Source organism: Bradyrhizobium sp. SZCCHNR1002, from assembly GCF_032381435.1.
GTDB lineage: Bacteria > Pseudomonadota > Alphaproteobacteria > Rhizobiales > Xanthobacteraceae > Bradyrhizobium > Bradyrhizobium aeschynomenes.
The window spans coordinates 739,904-759,569 of record NZ_JAUHIS010000003.1 but is presented as its reverse complement, the minus strand read 5'-3'; the positions used below and the strand labels follow the sequence as shown (position 1 = coordinate 759,569).

Below are 19,666 nucleotides of genomic sequence, written 5' to 3'. Positions count from 1 at the left end.
GGCCGTCGTGGGGAGGCGAGATGCCGCGCCAGCGTGCCTCAAACACCTTCACGGAGTATGGGTCCCGGATCGGCGCTCGACAACGCTGTCGCGTTGTCGAGCTTGTCCGGGACGACACCGGTTTTCGTCGCGCCACCGGCTTTTGTCGCGCTCACTTTGCGGCAAGAGCGAGCTTGGGTAGGCCCTAGTTCGTCGGCAGCGGCACCTGGTCGTCGATCAGCGCATCCAGCGTCGCCTTCACATCCACCTTCGCATCCACCACGCCGGCCTGCTGCAAGGCCAATCCCGCCGCCAGAATCGACTCCCGCTGCGGCGCGCCGATGCGGCTGTGGGTCAGCTCGGTGCGCTCCTTGAGCTGCTTATCGACGACCGTCTCCGGGAGCTTGGTGACCGCAATGAATGTCTTCTTCAGGTCGTCGTAATTGGCGAGCGCGTCCTTGCGCGCGACCTCATAGGTTGCCAGCACACGGCGGACGATCTCCGGATTGTCCTTCAAGAACTGCTCGCGGACATTGAGGATGCCCCAGGTATTGGCGTCGGCCTTGCGGTAGAATAGCTTGGCGCCCTCCTCGACCTCGGCCTGCGCCATCATCGGGTCGAGCCCGGCCCAGGCGTCGACGTCGCCGCGGAGCAGCGCGGCCTTGCCGTCGGCGTGCTGCAGCAGCACCGGGGTGATGTCCTTGTCGGTGAGGCCGGCACCGAGCAGCGCGCGCACCAGGAAGATGTGCGGGTCGGTGCCGCGGGTCACCGCGACGCGCTTGCCCTTGAGATCGGCGACCGAGGCGATCTTGGAGTCCTTGGCCGTCACCAGCGCCGTCCATTCGGGGCGGGAATAGACATAGATCGACTTGATCGGATTGCCGTTGATCTTGGCGACCAGCGCGGCAGAGCCAGCGGTCGAGCCGAAATCGAGCGAGCCGGCATTGAGGAACTCGAGCGCCTTGTTGGAGCCGGCCGATTGCACCCAGGTGATGCTGATGCCGTCCCTGGCGAATTCCTTCTCCAGCAGGCCCTTCTGCTTCAGCACCAGCGACACCGGATTGTAGGTCGCCCAGTCGATGCGGATTTCCTTGGGCTGCTCCGCGGCTGCTGCAACGCCGCATCCCAGTAGAAACACGGCCGCGAGCCCGGCCAGTCCCCGCCTCGTCCATCCACCCATCGTCAACCTCCTGAAGCCTAAAAACATTGGTGTTGTTTCAAGGTGTTATGCCAGGGCTCAACGAGAATTGTTTTTCCTTTGCAGGGCGCGCCGAAGCACGATCATCATCCACGCCGAACCGGTGACAGCATGGATCGATTGCTGCATTGGAAGTTTCGTGACAGCACGGGCCTTGTTCGATATCCGGTTGCATCCATGGACAGCGTCGCCACAGATTCCAAAGCCTTCACGTCAGACGATTTCGACAGCGCCGGCATCGCGGCCGCGGTTGATGCGCTGGCCAAGCAGCACTCCGGCCGCGAGGACATGTTCCGCGCCGCCGTGGTGCAGTTCCTGAAAGCGGAGCTGGTCAAGGCGCGCGCCGCAGCCCAGGCAGAATTATTGAAGGACCGCCACGGCCGACGCTGCGCCGAGCGGCTGTGCTTCGTACAGGACGAGATCATCCGCATCCTCTATGCGGCGGCGACCGAGCATCTTTACCGCTCGGACGTGCCGAGCGGCGCCGAGCGCATGGCGGTCGTCGCGACCGGCGGTTATGGCCGCGGCCTGATGGCGCCGGAGTCCGACATCGACCTGCTGTTCATCCTGCCCTACAAGCAGACCGCCTGGGGCGAGCAGGTCGCCGAAGCCATTCTCTATTCGCTGTGGGACATGGGCCTGAAGGTCGGCCACGCCACCCGCTCGGTGGATGAATCGATCCGCCAGGCGCGCGGCGACATGACCATTCGCACCGCGATCCTGGAGACGCGCTATCTCGCCGGCAACCGGCCGCTCTATGACGAGCTGGTGCAGCGCTTCGATAGCGAGGTTGTCCAGGGCACCGCGGCCGAATTCGTCGCCGCCAAGCTCGCCGAGCGCGAGGAGCGGCATCGGCGCGGCGGCCAGTCGCGCTATCTGGTCGAGCCCAACGTCAAGGACGGCAAGGGCGGCCTGCGCGACCTGCACACCCTGTTCTGGATCGCCAAATACGTCTACCGCGTGCGCGAGACCGCCGAGCTGGTCGAGCGCGGCGTGTTCGACGCCCATGAGTACCGCACCTTCCGGCGCTGCTCGGACTTCCTGTGGTCGGTGCGCTGCAACCTGCATTTCGTCAGCGGCCGTCCCGAGGAGCGGCTGTCGTTCGACCTGCAGCGCGAGATCGCGGTCCGGCTCGGCTACACCAGCCATCCGGGCATGCAGGACGTCGAGCGCTTCATGAAGCACTACTTCCTGGTCGCCAAGCAGGTCGGCAACCTGACCGCGATCCTGTGCGCCAAGCTGGAGGACCAGCAGGCCAAGGCGGCGCCGGTGCTGAGCCGGATGATCTCGCGCCTGACCACCGGCTCGACCTGGCGGCGCGTGCCGGAGAGCGACGACTTCATCGTCGACAACAACCGCATCAACCTCGCCGCGCCCGACGTCTTCAAGCACGATCCGGTCAACCTGATCCGCATCTTCCGCCTCGCGCAGAAGAACAACCTCGCCTTCCACCCGGATGCGATGCGCGCGGTGACGCGCTCGCTGAACCTGATCAACACCGAGCTGCGCGACGATCCCGAGGCCAACCGGCTGTTCATGGAGATCCTGACCTCCAACGACGCCGAGACCGTGCTGCGGCGGATGAACGAGACCGGCGTGCTCGGCCACTTCATCAGCGCCTTCGGCCGCATCGTCTCCATGATGCAGTTCAACATGTATCATCACTACACGGTCGACGAGCACCTGATCCGCTGCATCGGCTTCCTGCAGGAGATCGAGCGCGGCGGCATCGACGAGTTCACGCTGGCCTCCGACCTGATGCGCAAGATCAGGCCGGAGCACCGCGCCGTCATCTACATCACCGTGCTGCTGCACGACGTCGCCAAGGGCCGCCCCGAGGATCATTCGGTCGCCGGCGCCAGGATCGCGCGCCGGCTATGCCCGCGGCTCGGCTTCAACAATGCCGACACCGAGCTGATCGCCTGGCTGATCGAGGAGCATCTGACGATGTCGACGGTGGCGCAGTCGCGCGACCTGTCGGATCGCAAGACGATCGAGAACTTCGCCGCCGTGGTGCAATCGGTCGAGCAGATGAAGCTGCTGACCATCCTGACCACCGCCGACATCCGCGGCGTCGGCCCGGGCGTCTGGAACGGCTGGAAGGCGCAGCTGCTGCGCACGCTGTACTACGAGACCGAGCCGGTGCTGACCGGCGGCTTCTCCGAGGTCAACCGCGCCAAGCGCATCACCGCGGCGCAGGCCGAATTCCGCAACGCCTTCACCGACTGGCCCGAGGACGAGCTCAATACCTATATCGGCCGGCACTATCCGGCCTACTGGCTCAAGGTCGAGCTGCCGCGCAAGATCCGCCATGCCCGCTTCGTGCGATCGAGCGAGGATGCCGGCCACAAGCTCGCAATCAATGTCGGCTTCGATCCGGCGCGCGGCGTCACCGAGCTCACCATCTTCGCCATGGACCATCCCTGGCTGCTGTCGATCATCGCCGGGGCCTGTGCGTCGGCCGGCGCCAACATCGTCGACGCCCAGATCTACACCACCACCGATGGCCGTGCGCTCGACACCATCGCGATATCAAGGGAATATGAGCGCGACGAGGACGAGGGCCGCCGCGCCACCCGCATCGGCGAGACCATCGAGCAGGTGCTGGAGGGCAAGCTGCGGCTGCCGGACGCCGTGGCGCGGCGCACGACCAGGGGCAAGCAGCACAAGGCGTTCTCGGTCGAGCCGGAGGTCTCCATCAACAATCAATGGTCCGAGCTCTACACCGTCATCGAGGTCTCCGGCCTCGACCGCCCCGGCCTGCTCTATGAGTTGACCACGGCGATCTCGAAGCTGAACCTGAACATCGCCTCGGCCCATGTCGCCACCTTCGGCGAGCGCGCCCGCGACGTGTTCTACGTCACCGATCTCTTGGGCGCGCAGATCAACGCGCCGACCCGGCAGGCGGCGATCAAGAGCGCCCTGCTGCATTTGTTGGCGGGCGAAGACACGGCGGCGCAGCCGGCGGCGTGAGGGGATGTCGAGCGGCATTCAGCCGCTCGGAGATGATCGAGGGACCGGCACCGCCGCTGGTCCCTGCAGGCTTGGGGGAGCCGAACCATGGGACTGATTGCAAACATTGTCGTCGGGCTGATCGGCCTGCTGCACGTCTACATTCTCGTGCTCGAGATGTTTCTCTGGACCAAGCCGGCGGGCTTGAGAGCCTTCAACAACACGCCGGAGCGCGCGGAGCAGACCAAGGTGCTCGGCGCCAATCAGGGCCTGTATAACGGCTTCCTTGCCGCCGGCCTGTTCTGGGGCCTGGCGCACCCGACACCGGCGTTCGGCTTCCAGATCAAGGTGTTCTTCCTGCTCTGCGTGCTGGTCGCGGGGCTCTATGGCGCGGCGACCGCGAGCCGCAAGATCCTGTTCATCCAGAGCGTGCCTGCCACGATCGGCCTCATCCTGGTCTGGCTCGCAGGCTGAGGCGGGCCGCATCTCAATAACCGGTGTCGTCCCGGACAAGCCGTGACGCGCATCCGCGCGTCGCGGCGCCGATCCGGGACCCATAACCCCGGTCAGCGTTCGAGGCACGATCGCCACTCCGAGTCCTCGCCTCACGACCGCCTGTGGCTATGGATCCCGGCTCGGCGCCCAGCCGTCGCTGCGCGACGCCAGGGCTGGGCCGGGACGACACCGGGGTTGTTCAGCCGGCTGGGCCCGCAACAGCGCGTCTCGGCGGAACAGCCGCACCTGCCCCCTCCCCTCGCCTTGCGCTGGCCATCCCGTTCCTCCACACTCCCGCCCAGCGATGGCGCCCCTCGGGCAGACCAGCCGCATAACAATCAGGAGGAACGATAGACCCCATGCGACAGGGAATTTTCCGTTTTGCCGGTGCGGCCGCTCTGGCCGTCACCCTCTCCGTCACGTCAGCCCAGGCCCAGAAGAAATACGATCCCGGCGCCTCCGACTCCGAGATCAAGATCGGCCAGACCGTTCCGTTCTCGGGTCCCGCCTCGGCCTATGCCTCGATCGGCAAGACGCAGGCCGCCTATTTCAACATGATCAACGAGCAGGGCGGCATCAACGGCCGCAAGATCAAGCTCATCCAGTATGACGACGCCTATTCGCCGCCCAAGGCCGTCGAGCAGGTGCGCAAGCTGGTCGAGGACGACGAGGTGCTGCTGACCTTCCAGATCATCGGCACGCCGTCCAATGCCGCCGTCCAGAAATACCTCAACGCCAAGAAGGTGCCGCAGCTGTTCGCGGCGACCGGCGCGACGAAGTTTACCGATCCGAAGAACTTCCCCTGGACCATGGGATACAATCCCAACTACTTCACGGAAGGGCGCATCTACGGCCAGTACATTCTGAAGGAGCATCCCAACGCCAAGATCGGCGTGCTCTATCAGAACGACGATCTCGGCAAGGACTATCTCAACGGCATCAAGGCGGGCCTGGCCGACAAGGCCTCGACGATGATCGTGTCAGAAGCCTCCTACGAAGTCTCCGATCCCACCATCGACTCCCAGCTTCTCAAGCTGAAGGCGGCCGGCGCCGACCTGCTGTTCTCGGCCGCAACGCCGAAGCAGGCGGCGCAGGCGATCAAGAAGCTGCACGAGCTCGACTGGCACCCCGTGCACATCGTCGACATCAACGCGACGTCGGTAGGCGCGGTGCTGCAGCCCGCCGGGCTGGAGGCGTCCAAGGGCGTGATCTCGGTCAATTACGGCAAGGATCCGCTCGACCCGCAGTGGAAGGACGATCCGGGCATGAAGCGCTATTTCGAGTTCATGGCCAAGTATTACCCTGAAGGCGACAAGAACTCGAACTTCAACACCTATGGCTACGGCAATGCGGAGCTGCTGGTGACCATCCTGCGGATGTGCGGCGACAACCTCACCCGCGAGAACGTCATGAAGCAGGCGACGTCGCTGAAGGACGTCGTCGGCGACCTGTCGCTGCCGGGCATGAAGATCAACACCTCGCCGACCGACTACCGCGTCAACAAGCAGCTGCAGATGATGAAGTTCAACGGCGAGCGCTGGGAGCTGTTCGGCCCGATCCTGGAGGACAAGGGCGCGGCGGGTTAGCACCACTCCTCGTCGCACCGGGGCGTCGCGCCAGCGACGAACCCGGAGCCTCGAGATTCCGGGTTCGCTGCTGCGCAGCGCCCCGGAATGACGCGGCAACAACATCACCGGTAAAGGGCTGCGCAACCGCGCAGCCCTTTTGCGTTGCGACACAGCTTGCGCCGGTTGGTCGCTCCAACAGGCGTTGCCTTGTCGACTTGCTTCCTTCACACTCGCGTGCAGCGATGGCGAGATAACAACCAACAAGGATCATCGCAGACATCACGGGAGGGAGGACTTCATGAGAACGTCACTGCTCGGTCTCGTCGGCGCCAAAGCGCGCGCCATCGCATTCACTGCGTCGCTTGCCATCGCGCTTCCCACGGCGGCCTACGCCCAGAAGAAATACGACACCGGCGCCACCGACGCCGAGATCAAGATCGGCCAGACCGTGCCGTTCTCCGGTCCCGCCTCGGCCTATGCCGGCATCGGCAAGACCCAGGCCGCCTACCTCCGGATGATCAACGAGAAGGGCGGCATCAACGGCCGCAAGCTCAATCTCATCCAGTATGACGACGCCTATTCGCCGCCCAAGGCGGTCGAGCAGGTGCGCAAGCTGGTCGAAGGCGACGAGGTGCTGTTCACCTTCCAGATCATCGGCACGCCGTCGAACGCGGCCGTGCAGAAATATCTCAACGCCAAGAAGGTGCCGCAGCTGCTGGCCTCGACCGGCGCCTCGCGCTTCACCGATCCGCAGAACTTCCCGTGGACCATCGCCTACAATCCGAACTACCAGTCGGAGGGGCGGATCTACGCGAAGTACATTCTCGCCAACCATCCCAACGCCAAGATCGGCGTCCTCTACCAGAACGACGACCTCGGCCGCGACTACATCGCCGGGCTCAGAAGCGGTCTCGGCGCCAAGGCCGACACGATGATCGTCTCGGAAGCGTCCTACGAGCTGTCCGACCCGACCGTGGACTCGCAGATCGTCAAGCTGAAGGCATCCGGCGCCGACCTGCTCTACAACGCCTCGACGCCGAAATTCGCGGCGCAGGCGATCAAGAAGCTGGCCGATCTCGCCTGGAAGCCGGTGCACATCCTCGACATCAATGCGAGCCCGGTGTCGGCGACCTTGAAGCCGGCTGGGCTCGACATCTCCAAGGACATCATCAGCACCAATTACGGCAAGGACCCTGCCGACCCGCAGTGGAAGGACGACCCGGGCGTGAAGGCCTATTTCGAGTTCATGGACAAGTATTATCCGGAAGGCGACAAGCTCAACACGGTCAACACCTACGGCTATTCGACGGCGGAGCTGCTGGTGCAGATCCTGCGCCAGTGCGGTGACGACCTCACGCGGGAAAACGTGATGCGGCAGGCCGCCAGCATCAAGGGCTACGTCCCGAGCCTTGCTCTGCCCGGACTGTCGATCAACACCTCGCCGACCGACTTCCGCATCAACAAGCAGATGCAGATGATGCGCTTCAACGGCGAGCGCTGGGAGCTGTTCGGCCCGATCATCGAGGATACGGGGGCGGCTGGGTAGGCCACTCTGCTTCCGCATCCACACTGTCATGCCCCGCGCAGGCGGGGCATCCAGTACGCCGCGGCCTCTCGGGTGATCACAACCGCCTCTGGAATACTGGGTCACCCGCCTTCGCGGGTGACGACACCTGTTGCGATGGCAATCGCCATCGCCTCGCACGGGCGTATCAGTCGCTGCCGAGGCTCGTCAGATCTCGCTGTTTCACGACCCGGTCGATCAGCCCCCAGTCCAGCCCCTCGTCCGCCGTCATGAAGTGATCGCGGTCGAGCGTGCGCTCGACATCCTCATAGCTGCGTCCGCAATGCTCGGCATAGAGCCGGATCATACGGCGCTTGGTCTGCTCCATCTCCCTGGCGTGGATCATGATGTCGGAGGCCTGGCCCTGAAAGCCGCCGAGCGGCTGGTGGACGTGAAGGCTGGCATTGGGCAGCGCCGTGCGCTCGCCCGGCTCGCCGGCCATCAGCAGGAACGAGCCCATCGACCGCGCCGTTCCCATGCACAGCGTGTGCACCGGCGCCCTGACGAACTGCATCGTGTCGTACATCGCGAGCCCGCTGGTGACCACGCCACCGGGCGAATTGATGTAGAGATGGATCGGCCGCTTGGGGTTCTCCGCTTCGAGAAACAGGAGCTGCGCGCAGACCAGCGCGGACACGGTGTCGTTGACCTCGCCGTTGAGGAACACGATTCGCTCGCGTAGCAGCCGCGAATAGATGTCGAAGGATCGCTCTCCCCTGCTCGACTGCTCGATGACCATGGGGACGAGTTGCATCGTGTCGCGCATGCGCGAGCTCCCGTTCGGTGAGTGGTGGAGTGAAGCGTCAGGCCGCGCGCATCAGGCAGCGCGCATTGCTGTTGGCCGCCGGAGGCATCCGCAGCAGCAGCATCGTCGCGGGCAGCCCGTGGATGATCCGGAGCCGCGTGCCGCCGTCGTCCCTGGGCATGACCTGGAACGTCACGATGCTTTCCAGGAAGGGCGGCTCGTCGTCGCGCATGCGGTAGCGGACCTCTTCGCCCGGCGTCGAGGAGATCGGCGCGGCGTCGGCCAGGTCGCCTGACGGCAACCAGCTATCGCGCAGCGCCGGGATGCTGATGGCGCGCCAGACCTTCTCCGGCGGCGCGTCGAGATCGTAGTCGAGAACGAGTTCGTCGCCCTGCGGATCAGCCTTGGTCTGGGTCATTGGTCCATGTCCTTCAGCAAGGTTTTCAGCGCATCGACGCGTGACGGCCAGTAGGCGCGATACTTCGCCAGCCAGCGCGCGATCAGCGCCAGGCCGTCGGGATCGACCTCGTAGTTGACGAAGCGGCCCTGGCGCTGTTCGCGCACCAGGCCGGCGTTGCGAAGCACAGCCAGATGCTGCGACATCGCCGGCTGGCTGATCGTCATGCCCTCGCGCAGCGCGCTCGCATTCATGCGGCCAGCCGCGAGCTTCTCGAAGATCACGTAGCGCGTCGGATCGGCCAGAGCTTTGAAGATGTCACTCTCGATCATGGCGAGACATAAGCATAGACTTATGTGATGCGCAAGCGCTGGAAGCGTTGATGGTAGGCACTCACGATCGCCACCCGCCGCTGTGCTCCCTCCCCCCTTGTGGGGGAGGGTCGGGGAGGGGGGTGCTCCGGGCGACCGTCTTCGTGGCTACCCCCCTCCCTAGCCCTCCCCCACAAGGGGGGAGGGAACGTACCGTTCGGGCGGCCAGCATCGGCGGTCTACACGACGACAACGAACTACACCGGCACCTCGCCAAAGTTCTTCCCGATCGGCAGCACCGCGTGACGGATCAGCCGCGAATCCTCCACCGCCGCCTGCCTATGCTTCACCGCCTCGCGGTAGACCGGATCGCGGATCATCTCGACGAAGGCCTGCACGCTCGGATATTCCGCGATGAAGCAGTGGTCCCAGCGCTCCGTTTGCGGGCCGATCAGCATCAGCTCGAAGCGGCCCTGCCAGACGATGCGGCCGCCGAGGCGCTCGAACACCGCGCCGCTTTCGCGGCCATAGGCGGCATAGGCTTCCGCGCCGCTGACCTTGCGGCCGTCCGGATAGGCCGCCTCCTTGCGCAGCCGCACCAGATTCAGCATGTGGATCGGCCCGGGCCGATCGTTGTCGCGAAACTGCGCGAACACCTCCTTGGTGGGATCGATATGGCCCATCAGCTTCCTCGCTTTTCGTTGTTTACCTTGGGTTAACCATAACGCGGCGTTGAAGGCGGGGAACTCCTAATCGCGCGTTAAGCTCTTCCTAACTGCCCCTTAAACTCCGGACATTACCGTGGTCGGACGACAGGGCTCGGGTTGCGTATGGCGCGGGGACGGAAACAGGGCGGCGGCGGACGCAAGGAGCCGCGATTCGGCCTTGCGGCGGCGATGGCCGATCTGCGCCTCGACCCCAAGGACCGTATTCCAGCCAGCGCGGACGCCCCGAAAAAATCCGCTGCGAAGAAGAAGCCGGTCGAGCCGGATGACGACGAGCCGGTGCGCGAGCCGAAGGCCCGCTCGGCCAAGGCTGCGCCGGCCAAGCCGAAGGCGAGCGGCGGCAAGTCGCGCTGGGGTTTCTCGATCGGACGTCTGGCGTATTGGAGCGTGGTCTGCGGCTTGTGGGGCGTGATCGCGCTGATCGGCGTCGTGATCTGGGCGGGCGCGCATCTGCCGCCGATCCAGTCGCTGGAGATTCCGAAGCGCCCGCCGACCATCGAGATCGTGGGCTATGACGGCACAATGCTGGCGCAGCGCGGCGAGATGGCCGGCGCCAATGTCGCGCTGAAGGACCTGCCGCCCTATCTGCCGAAGGCGTTCATCGCCATCGAGGACCGCCGCTTCTACCAGCATTTCGGCATCGATCCGATCGGCATCGCCCGCGCGGTCGTTGCCAACATCCTGCATCGCGGCGTGTCGCAGGGCGGCTCGACCCTGACGCAGCAGCTCGCCAAGAACCTGTTCCTGACCCAGGAGCGCACGCTCGCCCGCAAGCTGCAGGAGGCGGAGCTGGCGCTGTGGCTCGAGCGCAAGTACTCCAAGCGCGAGATCCTGGAGCTGTATCTCAACCGGGTCTATTTCGGGTCCGGCGCCTATGGCGTCGAAGCCGCGGCGCAGCGCTATTTCGGCAAGTCGGCGCGACAGGTGACGGTCGGCGAGGCCGCGATGTTGGCAGGCCTCGTCAAGTCGCCGTCGCGGCTGGCGCCGAACCGCAATCCGGAGGGGGCCGCCAAGCGTGCCCAGACGGTGCTCGCGGCGATGGCCGAGGCCAGGTTCATCACGGAGGCCCAGGCGCAGGCCCAGATCGCACATCCCTCCGTTGCGGTGAAGCCCGCTGGCGCCGGCACCGTCAACTACGTCGCCGACTGGATCGGCGAGGTGCTCGACGATCTCGTCGGCCAGGTCGAGGAGTCGATCGTGGTGGAGACCACGATCGATCCGAAGCTGCAGAGCGTGGCGGAGGCCGCCATCATCGACGAGCTCGCGGCCAAGAGCGTGAAGTTCAACGTCAGCCAGGGCGCGCTGGTGGCGATGACGCCCGACGGAGCGGTGCGCGCCATGGTCGGCGGGCGGAACTACTCAGACAGCCAATTCAACCGCGCCGTGACTGCGAGGCGTCAGCCCGGCTCGGCGTTCAAACCGTTCGTCTATCTGACTGGGATCGAGCAGGGCCTGACTCCGGATACGATCCGGCAGGACGCGCCGCTCGACCTCAAGGGCTGGCGGCCGGAGAACTACACGCGCGAATATTTCGGCCCGGTGACCCTGACCCAGGCGCTGGCGATGTCGCTCAACACGGTCGCTGTCAGGGTCGGTCTCGAGGTCGGGCCGAAAAACGTGGTGCGCACCGCGCATCGCCTGGGCATCGCATCCAAGCTCGATCCGAACCCGTCGATCGCGCTCGGCACCTCCGAGGTGTCGATGATCGAGCTGGTCGGCGCCTATGCCCCCTTCTCCAATGGCGGATTGAGCGTGTCGCCGCATGTGGTGACGCGGATCAGGACGCTCGACGGCAAGCTGCTCTACATGCGCCAGACCGAGCAGCCGGCGCAGGTGATCGAGCCGCGCAACGCGGCGATGATGAACCAGATGATGCAGGAGACGCTGATCTCGGGCACCGCCAAGAAGGCGGAGATCCCGGGCTGGGTCGCCGCCGGCAAGACCGGCACCAGCCAGGATTTCCGCGACGCCTGGTTCATCGGCTACACGGCGCATCTCGTCACCGGCGTCTGGCTCGGCAATGACGACAACTCGCCGACCAAGAAGGCCACCGGCGGCGGCCTGCCGGTCGAGGTCTGGACCCGGTTCATGCGCGCAGCACACCAGGGCGTGCCCGTCGCGTCGCTGCCGAACGCACAGGGCTCGGGCCTGGTCCCGACCCTGGCGCAGATCGCCTCGCAGATTACGGCGCCGACCGCCCCTGCCCCCAATGCCGCCTATGCACCGCGAACGGCGGCGCCGAGCCCGGCCCGCAGCAATGTGCGCCCGGAGCCTGCCGCCGGGCTCGACGGCTGGCTGGTGGATCGCCTGTTTGGCGGGCAGCGGTGAGCTGATCGGACTTGAGCTCAGCCGAGCGAGTTGAGCGGAGCTGACCGCGCCACACCGTCATTCCGGGGCAAGGCCGCAGGCCTTGAACCCGAAATCTCGAGATTGGCTGGCGTTCTTTTTTAACAAGCTCGGGATTCCGGACTCAATCGCCAACGCGCTCGCGCGCGTTGCCGATTGCCCCGGAATGACGGTCGAGGCGGGATGTCTGGCGCTTCGAACGCAACGCGGGTTGCGCGCCCGCGGACAGAATGAAACCGGGCCGATCAGCCCGCCGCGGCAGCCGGCCGCTTCGCGGTTTCAGCCGCAGCGGTCCCCGCGGCCTGCGCAAGCGCCCGTCCGACCTGCCGCAACATCAGGCTCGCCCGGTGGGCGCTGTAGTCCAGAAGCCAGCGGCTGAAGGCGCTGGCGGCCATCGGGCGCGCGAACAGGAAACCCTGCATCGCGTCGCAGCCGAGCTCGGCGAGCAGCTTGCGCTGCGGCTCGGTTTCGACGCCCTCGGCGACGACGGCGACGTCGAGGCTCTGGCCGACCCGCACCACCGCGGTCACGATCGCCCGGGTGCCGCTGTCGTTTTCGAAATCGCGCATGAAGCTGCGGTCGATCTTGAGCTCGTCGATCGGCAGCTGCGCCAGCCGGCTGAGGCTGGAATAGCCGGTGCCGAAATCGTCGAGCGACAGCCCGACGCCCATGTTGCGCAGCTCGTTCATGGTGGCGATGACGGTGGCGCGCTCGTTGAGGATGACGCCCTCGGTGATCTCCAGCATCAGCATCTTTGCCGGCAGATCGTTGGCGGCCAGGATCTGCGCCACCATCGCCGCCAGGTTGACGTTCTGGAAGTTGATCGGCGACAGGTTCACCGAGATGCAGGGGATGTCGAGACCGGCGCGGCGCCACGACGCCATCTGCTGGCAGGCCGTCTTGATCGACCACACGCCGATCTGCTCGATCAGGCCGCATTCCTCGGCGAGCGGGATGAACTTGGCGGGCGAGACCTCGCCCAGCACCGGATCGTGCCAGCGCGCCAGCGCCTCCACGCCGTGGATCGCGCCATCGCGGGTACGGATCTGCGGCTGATAGTGCAGGGTCAGGGCTTCGCTGGCGATCGCCTCGCGCAGCGCGGTCGAATGCATCAGCCGCTCTTCGGCAAGCTTGTCGATATCGGCGCTGAAGAAGCGATAGGTGGCGCGACCGCCGCGCTTGGCCTTGTACATCGCCTGATCGGCCTGCTTGATCAGGGTCTCGATGTCCTTGGCATTGTCAGGATAGAGGCTGAGCCCCATGCTCGCCGACATCGGCACCTGCCGCTTGCCGATCGTGAGTGGCATCGCCAGCGCGGCCGTGATGCGCGCCGCCGCCAGCGATGCTTCGAGGGGATCGCGGTTCTGGAGCACGATGACGAACTCGTCGCCGCCGAGGCGGCCCAGCATGTCGCCGGGGCGGATCTGCGCCCGCAGCCGGTTGGCAAAGCCCACCAGGAACTCGTCGCCGGCGGCATGGCCCAGCGTGTCGTTGACGTCCTTGAAATTGTCGGCGTCGAGGAACGCGACCGCGAGATGGCTGCCCTCCGGGCAGGCCTTGATCGCCTCGGCGATCATCGAGGGAATCCGGGCACGGTTGGGCAGGCCCGTCAGCATGTCGTGATAGGCGACCTGCGAGATCGTCGAGCGGACCTCCTGGCGCTCGATGGCGAGCGAGCCCAGCTGGACGCAGGCCTGCACGATCTGCTCGTGCCATGGGCTCGGACCGCGGCATTCGCGGAAATAGAACGCGAAGGTGCCGATGACGCGGCCATCCTTGCCCTGGATCGGGGTCGACCAGCACGCATGCAGGCCGGCACCGAGCGGGCCGGCCTTGTAGGGCTGCCAGCGCGGGTCGGCGTCGATGTCACGCGCCAGCACCGGCTGACACAGATAGGCGGCGGTGCCGCAGGAGCCGACCTCGGGGCCGATCGCAACGCCGTCGAGACTGGCGGAATAGGCCGGCGGCAGGCTGGGGCCGCCGAGCGGATGCACGCGGCCGTCGGAATCGACATGCAGGATCGAGCAGACCACATCGGGGGCGAGCTTCTCGACCTGGCGGCACAGCTCGTCGGCGATGGTTGTGATCGACACGTCGGACGCCAGCGACGACATGATCAGCTGCTGCAGCGAGCGGAGCTGCTTGGTCTCCCGGATATCGCTGAGCAGGCCGACCAGATATTTGACCTTGCCCTGACGGTTCCGGTGCGCCTTGACATGGGCCGTCGTCCAGATCTCGTGGCCGGCCTTGTCGTAGATCAGTAGGTCTTCCTCGACGCCCTGGTCGTCGAGAATGCACTGTTTCAGGCGCTCGACGATCGCGGGGTCGGTGCAAGGGCCGACCAGGAGCTTTTCGACCTCCTGCCCCAGCGCCTCCTCGGCGGAATAGCCGAAGATGCCGGCGAAGGCGGCGTTGGTGTAGAGGATATTCAGGTTGTGGTCGGCCACGACCACGGCACGGTTGCTGCGGTCGGCCACCGACGACATCAGCGCGTCGCGTTCGCGCAATCGGAGCTCGGTGGTGACATCACGCATCAGCAGCAGCGCGCGCGCCGGCGCGAGATCGGACGAGAGGTCGTAGCGGTGCAGCTGGATGCGGCTGCGCGAGCCGTCCGGATGGCGGATCGTCAGCTCGCAGGCAAAATCGGGCTCGTCGTGTGCGGCCTGGATCTCCGCCGCTGCATCGCCCGTCGCGTCGTCCGGCGACGGTGCGGGCATGACCTGCTCGGGCAAGCCGAGATTCGTGAACTCAGCACCGACCAGGCCGGCGAGGTCGCGCCGCAGCAGCGCGGCGGCAGCCTTGTTGGCGCGGTGGACACGGCCGTGCATGTCGAGAAAGAGCATCGCTTCGGAGGCACGATCGAGCGCGGCCGAGAGCAGTGGCACAGACGCGGCCGGTTGGAACTCGCTTGCAAGCATCGTTCGATTCAAGGCGCACTGCACGTTTCGAGAGAAACGATCAGCGCTGGGTTGCAGCGAACGACCCGGCTGCTGCTGGGACGTCACCTTGGGGGTTGATCAAGGTCGAATCTGGCGACGTCGTCGTTACAGCCACGTTAAAGCGCTGCCGAATCGGGCGATATCCTCCGGTTGCAAGCGAGGAGGCTTAAGAAATCGATAGCTGGCGGACTGCTTCTGCGACGATCGCGGAACTCAAAACAATGGCCCGGGACCAGGAGGCCGGGCCATTGTCGTCTTCGACCGCCGATCGTCCGTTAGCTCAGTCCTCGACGCCGTAGCGATGCAGATCATTGCCGCAGGTGTCGAGCCACTTCTTGGCGCGCTCGACCGAGGAGCAGATCTTGCCGCACACCTTCCAGAACCGCGGCGAGTGGTTCATCTCGATCAGATGCGCGACCTCGTGCGCCGCGAGATAGTCGAGCACGAAAGGCGGCGCCAGGATCAGGCGCCACGAGAACGACAGCGAGCCAGCCGAGGTGCACGAGCCCCAGCGGCTCGACTGGTCGCGGATCGACAGCCGCTTCACCTTGACGCCGAGCTGATCGGCATAGGCGTCCGACGCCTTCTGCAGGTCGCGCCGCGCTTCGCGCTTGAGGAAGTCGAGCACGCGACGCTCGGTGTGCTCGATCCCGCCGGCCACGCAGAGGATCTTCTCGCCACTGTCTCGAGTCTCGGTCCAAACCGTGCCGCGCTCGCCGGCGCGGTGCACGATCTTGTGCGGCACCCCGCGCAGCGGCACCAAGGTGCCCGGCAGGAAAGGTGCTGCCTTCGGCAGACGGCCGAGACGCGCCGCGATCCACGCGCCGTGACGCTGCGCGAAGTCCTTCGCCTCGATGATCGTGCCGCGCGGAGGCATCGTGAGGATCGCTTCGCGATCCGACGGATGAATTCTCAGGGTATAACGTCGCGCACGACGGTGACGCCGCAATCTAATCGAGTAGATTTGCGAGCCGTGCTTGACGAGAAGACGCGAGGGTTCGGCGGGCCGCCGATAGAGTAGCGCGCGAGTGGCCATTTCTGTCAGTCCGGGAGGGAAGAACTCGCCCGGATTTTGCCATATCCACCGCCAGGGAAAGCGCTCGGCGCAAAAACAAATCATTTGCCCAACATACAGGGGCTCGGCGGGTTCCGCACCCCAGAGATTGGGCCTCTGAGGTCGCCCATAGAGTGAATTCAGATTCAGAAGCGTCGCTCAAGAAGCGACGCCACATTCACTGCTTGAGTCACTCCGGATTTCAGGTTTTCGAAGTCTCTTCAAAGAGTTAACGCGCAGTCGGATTCGACTGCGCGAAATTCCTCCCTCGACGCTATTCAGCAGCAATCGCGAGCAGCGACTTCGGATCGGCCGCGGACAACATGAAGTCGTTGATGCGCGGCACGATCTCCGACTTGAATCGCGAGCCGTTGAACACGCCGTAATGTCCGACACCCGGTTGCACGTAGTGAACCCGGCGATGATCCGGGATCGACGAGCACAAACCATGCGTCGCTTCGGTCTGGCCAAGACCGGAGATGTCGTCCTTCTCGCCTTCGACTGTCATGAGCGCGACGCGCGTGACCTTCGACGGATCGACCAGCACGCCGCGATGGGTCATCTCGCCCTTCGGCAGCGCGTGACGGATGAACACCGTCTCGACCGTCTGCAAATAATATTCCGCAGCCAGATCCATGACCGCGAGATACTCGTCGTAGAAGTCGCGATGCTTGTCGACCTGATCGCCGTCGCCCTTCACCAGGTTTGCGAACAGCGCCTTGTGGGCGTCGACGTGGCGGTCCAGGTTCATGCTGATGAAGCCGTTCAGCTGCAGGAAGCCCGGATAGACGTCGCGCATGACGCCGGGATGCGGGAACGGCACCTTGGTGATGACGTGGTTGCGGAACCAATCGATGCCGCGCTCCTGGGCAAGGTTGTTCACGCCGGTCGGGTTACGCCGCGTATCGATCGGACCGCCCATCAGGGTCATCGAAATCGGTGCGAACGGATCGCGCTCGGCCTCCATCACCGACACTGCGGCCAGCACCGGCACCGCCGGCTGGCACACCGCCATCACGTGCATGTTGGTGCCGAGGAAGCGCAGCATCTCGATGACGTAGTCGATATAATCATCCAGATCGAAGCGGCCCTCGGCCAGCGGCACCATGCGGGCATCGGCCCAGTCGGTGATGTAGACCTCGTGGGTCGGCAGGAACGCCTCGACCGTGCCGCGAAGCAAGGTCGCGTAATGGCCGGACATCGGCGCCACGATCAGCAGCCGCGGCTGCGGCGCACGCAGCGGGCGGGTCAGCTTGCGGTCGAAATACAGCAGGCGGCAGAACGGCTTTTCCCAGATCGCGCGGACCTCGACCGGGGTCCGGATGCCGTTGACCTCGGTTTCGTCGAGACCCCATTCGGGCTTGCCGTAGCGGCGCGTGGTGCGCTCGAACAGCTCGCAGGCTGCCGCGATCGACTTGCCCATCTCGGTGTGCGCCCACGGATTGAGCGGGTTCTGAAACAGGATCTTGGTGGCGTCGGTGACAGCGCGCGCCGGATTGAGCGAGGCATGCGCCATTTCGTACATCCAGTACATCGGCGTCGTCAGGACCGGACTGCCTTCCGACGCCAGGGGCGGTGCACCGCCAAACTCACCTATCGGCATTCTCGTTCAACCCTCTCTGCAACGCAGCATACTGCCGAATGCGCAATTAAGCGTCAATGCGGTGTGTTACGAGTTGGTGCCTCAAAGCTACGAAATGAGCCCGAAAATCCACGGGAAAACGCAATTATTCACCCGATGACAGCAGCGAGCCGGCACGGCGCGCGCTGCGCAACAGGGCAATGAATGCCGCAAACGACGCCAATAGCAGGGCGGCATTGAGCCCGACCGCGGTCAGCATCAGGTCGGTCCGAAAGACGTGATCGCTCAGGAGCGCGCGCATGCCCTCGAACACGTAAGTCGGCGGCAGCGACCAGGCGATCAGCTGCAGCCAGTGCGGCAGCACCTGCACCGGATAATACACGCAGGCCAGCGGCATCAGCGCGAACATCAGGGTCCAGACGATGCTCTCGGCACCCAGCCCGTTGCGCAGCACCAGCCCCGACACGAAGATGCCGACCGCCCAGGAGGTGAAGATCAGGTTGCAGAAGAACGCGATCAGCGGCAGGCCGAGGCTGTAAAAGTTGAAGTCGAAGAACCACACCGCGATCAGGGTCATCGGGATGATGCCGATGGCGAGCCGGACCAGGCTCATCGTCATCAGCGCCAGCAGGAATTCGATCGGGGTCAGCGGGCTCATCATCAGGTTGCCGATGTTGCGCGCCCACATCTCCTCCAGGAACGAGATCGAGAAGCCGAGCTGGCCGCGGAACAGGATGTCCCACAGGATCACGGCGCCGATCAGCGTGCCGCCGGCGCGGGCGAAGAACCCGGCATTGGAGGCGATGTAGGTCTGCAGGAAGCCCCAGGTGATGATCTGCAAGGTCGGCCAGTACATCAGCTCCAGCAGCCGCGGCCAGGACGAGAGCAGGAGATACCAGTAGCGCAGGACCATCGCGCCGATCCGATGCGGGGCGATGCGCAGAGACAGGTCGTTCATTGTGCCGCCTCCCGGTCGCGGCCGCGGGCGACATCGAGGAACACCTCCTCCAGGGTCGCACGGTTGTAGCGCGCCATGATCTGCGCGGGGCTGTCGTCGTCCTCGATCCGGCCGCGCTTCATGATGATGACCCGGTCGCACAGGCGCTCGACCTCGAGCATGTTGTGCGAGGCGAGCAGGATGGTGGCGCCGCGGCGCCGGCGATAGCGCTCGAGGTGGCCGCGCACCCAGTCGGCGGTGTCGGGATCGAGCGACGCCGTCGGCTCGTCCAGCAGCAGCAGCTCGGGATCGTTGATCAGCGCCTTGGCCAGCGCCACGCGCGTCTTCTGGCCGGCTGACAGCTTGCCGCTGGCGCGATCGATGAAATCGGTCAGGTCGAGTTGCGCGGCGAGCTCGGCGATCCGCTCCTTGAGATGATCGACCGCATAGAGCCGGCCGAAGATGGTGAGGTTCTGCCGCACCGTGAGCCGCATCGGCATGTCGACATAGGGGCTCTCGAAATTCATCCGTCCGAGCACGGCGGCGGCCTCGTCCGGCATCTTGTGGCCGAGCACCTCGACGGTGCCCGAGGTCGGCTCCACCAGGCCCATGATCATCGCGATCGTCGTGGTCTTGCCGGCGCCGTTGCCGCCGAGCAGCCCGGTGATGCTGCCACGTCGGATCGCGAACGAGATGCCGTCGACGGCGGTTGCCGTCTTGTAGATCTTGGTCAAGCGCGCCACGGCGATCGCAGCCGAGCCTGAACCGGCGTCGAGGGAGGCGATCGGCGCTGCGTCATCATGCGTCATGGGTCACGTCATTGAGGCATTGTGCCGCAAACCGCAACAGGCCACCAAAGGTCGGCCCGATTTGT

15 protein-coding genes are annotated in these 19,666 nt (G+C 65.3%); 5 read left to right on the top strand and 10 right to left on the bottom strand.

From position 1 onward, the window contains the following. Positions 1–184 precede the first annotated feature (184 nt). The gene (locus QX108_RS19755; RefSeq protein ID WP_315787568.1) at positions 185–1,159 is read right to left on the bottom strand and encodes an aliphatic sulfonate ABC transporter substrate-binding protein; all 975 of its coding nucleotides are present in this window, start codon (positions 1,157–1,159) and stop codon (positions 185–187) included. Positions 1,160–1,354: 195 nt separating this feature from the next. Between QX108_RS19755 and QX108_RS19750 the strand changes: the two genes are divergently transcribed. The 4 genes from QX108_RS19750 to QX108_RS19735 all read left to right on the top strand — a co-directional run bounded on the left by QX108_RS19750 (position 1,355) and on the right by QX108_RS19735 (position 7,738). Beyond that, positions 1,355–4,150: a [protein-PII] uridylyltransferase gene (locus tag QX108_RS19750; RefSeq protein ID WP_315723832.1), complete on the top strand. Its 2,796-nt coding sequence runs from the start codon at positions 1,355–1,357 to the stop codon at positions 4,148–4,150. 87 nt (positions 4,151–4,237) lie between these two features. Beyond that, positions 4,238–4,603, top strand: a complete 366-nt coding sequence (locus tag QX108_RS19745) for a DUF1304 domain-containing protein (protein ID WP_315787565.1) — start codon at positions 4,238–4,240, stop codon at positions 4,601–4,603. A gap of 380 nt (positions 4,604–4,983) precedes the next feature. Beyond that, a complete protein-coding gene (locus tag QX108_RS19740; RefSeq protein ID WP_315723830.1) occupies positions 4,984–6,210 on the top strand; it encodes an ABC transporter substrate-binding protein in 1,227 nt (408 codons plus the stop codon). Between the two features lie 280 nt (positions 6,211–6,490). Then, on the top strand, positions 6,491–7,738 hold the full coding sequence (locus QX108_RS19735) for an ABC transporter substrate-binding protein (protein ID WP_315723828.1): 1,248 nt from the start codon (positions 6,491–6,493) through the stop codon (positions 7,736–7,738). A gap of 166 nt (positions 7,739–7,904) precedes the next feature. On the opposite strand, the gene QX108_RS19730 is transcribed toward QX108_RS19735, so the two are convergent. The 4 genes from QX108_RS19730 to QX108_RS19715 form a co-directional block, all read right to left on the bottom strand. Continuing rightward, the gene (locus QX108_RS19730; RefSeq protein ID WP_315723826.1) at positions 7,905–8,522 is read right to left on the bottom strand and encodes an ATP-dependent Clp protease proteolytic subunit; all 618 of its coding nucleotides are present in this window, start codon (positions 8,520–8,522) and stop codon (positions 7,905–7,907) included. Positions 8,523–8,559: 37 nt separating this feature from the next. Continuing rightward, positions 8,560–8,919: an SRPBCC domain-containing protein gene (locus tag QX108_RS19725; RefSeq protein WP_315723824.1), complete on the bottom strand. Its 360-nt coding sequence runs from the start codon at positions 8,917–8,919 to the stop codon at positions 8,560–8,562. Then, positions 8,916–9,230 (bottom strand): metalloregulator ArsR/SmtB family transcription factor, encoded by a 315-nt coding sequence (locus QX108_RS19720; protein WP_315787562.1) that lies wholly within the window; start codon positions 9,228–9,230, stop codon positions 8,916–8,918. Before QX108_RS19720 ends, QX108_RS19725 begins: the two co-directional genes overlap by 4 nt. A gap of 236 nt (positions 9,231–9,466) precedes the next feature. Then, positions 9,467–9,892 carry a DUF1330 domain-containing protein gene (locus QX108_RS19715; RefSeq protein ID WP_315787306.1) on the bottom strand — a complete coding sequence of 142 codons (426 nt, stop codon included), beginning with the start codon at positions 9,890–9,892 and terminating at the stop codon, positions 9,467–9,469. 147 nt (positions 9,893–10,039) lie between these two features. On the opposite strand from QX108_RS19715, the gene QX108_RS19710 reads away from it, so the two are divergent. Next, positions 10,040–12,262, top strand: coding sequence for a penicillin-binding protein 1A (locus QX108_RS19710; RefSeq protein ID WP_315787304.1), 2,223 nt, complete (start codon positions 10,040–10,042; stop codon positions 12,260–12,262). 263 nt (positions 12,263–12,525) lie between these two features. On the opposite strand, the gene QX108_RS19705 is transcribed toward QX108_RS19710, so the two are convergent. The 5 genes from QX108_RS19705 to QX108_RS19685 all read right to left on the bottom strand — a co-directional run bounded on the left by QX108_RS19705 (position 12,526) and on the right by QX108_RS19685 (position 19,601). After that, positions 12,526–15,198 carry an EAL domain-containing protein gene (locus tag QX108_RS19705; protein ID WP_315723818.1) on the bottom strand — a complete coding sequence of 891 codons (2,673 nt, stop codon included), beginning with the start codon at positions 15,196–15,198 and terminating at the stop codon, positions 12,526–12,528. Between the two features lie 301 nt (positions 15,199–15,499). Further along, complete coding sequence (locus QX108_RS19700; RefSeq protein WP_172134679.1) at positions 15,500–16,339, bottom strand: M48 family metallopeptidase; 840 nt, start codon at positions 16,337–16,339, stop codon at positions 15,500–15,502. A gap of 208 nt (positions 16,340–16,547) precedes the next feature. Continuing rightward, positions 16,548–17,876 (bottom strand): polyhydroxyalkanoate depolymerase, encoded by a 1,329-nt coding sequence (locus QX108_RS19695; protein ID WP_172115142.1) that lies wholly within the window; start codon positions 17,874–17,876, stop codon positions 16,548–16,550. A gap of 124 nt (positions 17,877–18,000) precedes the next feature. After that, positions 18,001–18,813 (bottom strand): ABC transporter permease, encoded by an 813-nt coding sequence (locus tag QX108_RS19690; protein WP_315787300.1) that lies wholly within the window; start codon positions 18,811–18,813, stop codon positions 18,001–18,003. Then, positions 18,810–19,601, bottom strand: coding sequence for an ABC transporter ATP-binding protein (locus tag QX108_RS19685; protein WP_315787298.1), 792 nt, complete (start codon positions 19,599–19,601; stop codon positions 18,810–18,812). Before QX108_RS19685 ends, QX108_RS19690 begins: the two co-directional genes overlap by 4 nt. Between the last annotated feature and the right edge of the window lie 65 nt (positions 19,602–19,666).

Bases quoted from the DNA above. Each gene is read 5' to 3' on its own strand.
- QX108_RS19755 (WP_315787568.1), bottom strand. From the start codon at position 1,159: ATGGGTGGATGGACGAGGCGGGGACTGGCCGGGCTCGCGGCCGTGTTT.
- QX108_RS19750 (WP_315723832.1), top strand. From the start codon at position 1,355: ATGGACAGCGTCGCCACAGATTCCAAAGCCTTCACGTCAGACGATTTC.
- QX108_RS19745 (WP_315787565.1), top strand. From the start codon at position 4,238: ATGGGACTGATTGCAAACATTGTCGTCGGGCTGATCGGCCTGCTGCAC.
- QX108_RS19740 (WP_315723830.1), top strand. From the start codon at position 4,984: ATGCGACAGGGAATTTTCCGTTTTGCCGGTGCGGCCGCTCTGGCCGTC.
- QX108_RS19735 (WP_315723828.1), top strand. From the start codon at position 6,491: ATGAGAACGTCACTGCTCGGTCTCGTCGGCGCCAAAGCGCGCGCCATC.
- QX108_RS19730 (WP_315723826.1), bottom strand. From the start codon at position 8,522: ATGCGCGACACGATGCAACTCGTCCCCATGGTCATCGAGCAGTCGAGC.
- QX108_RS19725 (WP_315723824.1), bottom strand. From the start codon at position 8,919: ATGACCCAGACCAAGGCTGATCCGCAGGGCGACGAACTCGTTCTCGAC.
- QX108_RS19720 (WP_315787562.1), bottom strand. From the start codon at position 9,230: ATGATCGAGAGTGACATCTTCAAAGCTCTGGCCGATCCGACGCGCTAC.
- QX108_RS19715 (WP_315787306.1), bottom strand. From the start codon at position 9,892: ATGGGCCATATCGATCCCACCAAGGAGGTGTTCGCGCAGTTTCGCGAC.
- QX108_RS19710 (WP_315787304.1), top strand. From the start codon at position 10,040: ATGGCGCGGGGACGGAAACAGGGCGGCGGCGGACGCAAGGAGCCGCGA.
- QX108_RS19705 (WP_315723818.1), bottom strand. From the start codon at position 15,198: ATGCTTGCAAGCGAGTTCCAACCGGCCGCGTCTGTGCCACTGCTCTCG.
- QX108_RS19700 (WP_172134679.1), bottom strand. From the start codon at position 16,339: ATGATTTGTTTTTGCGCCGAGCGCTTTCCCTGGCGGTGGATATGGCAA.
- QX108_RS19695 (WP_172115142.1), bottom strand. From the start codon at position 17,876: ATGCCGATAGGTGAGTTTGGCGGTGCACCGCCCCTGGCGTCGGAAGGC.
- QX108_RS19690 (WP_315787300.1), bottom strand. From the start codon at position 18,813: ATGAACGACCTGTCTCTGCGCATCGCCCCGCATCGGATCGGCGCGATG.
- QX108_RS19685 (WP_315787298.1), bottom strand. From the start codon at position 19,601: ATGACGCATGATGACGCAGCGCCGATCGCCTCCCTCGACGCCGGTTCA.